Annotated in this window: 1 protein-coding gene; it reads left to right on the forward strand. The window is 57.6% G+C overall.

Features of this window, described 5'->3' with window-relative positions:
- A partial coding sequence (locus PG883_RS23445) for an Ig-like domain-containing protein (protein ID WP_270808448.1) occupies nucleotides 1-1461 on the forward strand: 1461 nt, incomplete at both ends.

The raw sequence follows: 1461 nt of genomic DNA on the forward strand, positions 1-1461 counted from the left end.
GTTGGGGCAACCCCTGGCCGGTGCAGTGAGCTATGAGAACCCGGTCAAGGTACGGGTCAAGATCCCCAAGACCGACCACGTCAATTTTAACGCCACCAATTATGGCTTCGTGCAGTCGCCGCACAGCACCGATGCCTCCTATGCCTACTACCAATACTCTGCGTCAGCGCCCTCGTCCTATGGCTACTGGCGCTTTACCACCAAGGCGGGCCTGTATCGCGACGTCCAAACGTCGGTCGTGAATAACGTCACGCTGCTTGGCAGTGCTGCCCCCGGACCGGCCTACACCAACATGCAGTACGGTGTGGTGGGCAAGGCCATGGTCAACTCAGGCTCGGTCCGCTTTAGCGTGCCAGCGACCGTCGACCGCGTGACGATTAACGTGGCCGCCCGATCCTATCCGCAAAAAATCACGGTCAACAACGTCAACTGTATCGTGCCGATCGACGGCACCAGCTGCACGATGGACCCGCTGGTGAACTACACCAACGGCAGAGGGTACATCCCTTACACCATCAACATCACCAACACGGTCAATACCTCGCAGAGCGTTAACGTTGGCTACTTCTATACCTACTGGGATTTCAACCCGCCGGTCATTGATGACTTCAACTACGTCTCCGATGCCCGCAAGTTGCTCTTGTACGTCACGGACAACGACCGGACCGATAACTGGCAGTTGAGTGTCTGGGATACCCGCGATTTCAAGGTCAAGGCAACCAATAGCGCGAACCAAGTGTTCACCGTGCCGCTGATCTCCTACAAGGACGAGAGCTTTAAGAACAAGTACGCAGAGTTCAACACTGCCACGCTGGCCGAAGGCGTTTACACCTTCACTGCGACCGCAACTGATACCGACGGCAACGCCGCTACAAGCACGCTCACCGGGGTAGTGGTTGACTCGACCGGCCCGACTATCAACGTGACCAATAAGAGCGGGTCGATGACCAACGTGGAAACCATCAAGGATTTCCGCGTTTCCGTCACTGACACTGTCGATAACGACCCGGTCATTACCTCCATGAGCCTGACCGGCGGCCCCATCAATGACAACCTGCAGCTGGGCTTCTCGAAGCTCTCCGATGGCTACCAACCAGAAGTACCGCGCATGTTCCCCACCCTGGAAGCGGGCCAGGAATACACCTTCAAGGTGGAGGCCCGAGACAGCCAGGGTAACAAGTCCACTTTTAGTAAGACCTTCTCACTGGCCCAGAAGAACCTGGTCATGGCCGACCCCGTCAGTGTGATGGCGGTGGCGAAGTCCTTGCTGGACTCTCACGACCAACCGCTGGGAACGGTGGTGTTCAAGGGGGCGCTCACGGATGGCGGCACCCAAAGCCGTGGGCCCCAAGCCGGTTATATCACCCTGCGTAGTGACGCTGCGTTCTCGGTGATCTTCAACGGTCAGCAGGTTCAGCCCGGTGAAACCAAAGATGTCGTGATCCCGCTCGATGTGCAGGG

This window comes from Aeromonas sp. QDB25, from assembly GCF_027707725.1.
In the GTDB taxonomy this organism is placed as follows: Bacteria; Pseudomonadota; Gammaproteobacteria; order Enterobacterales; family Aeromonadaceae; genus Aeromonas; species Aeromonas caviae.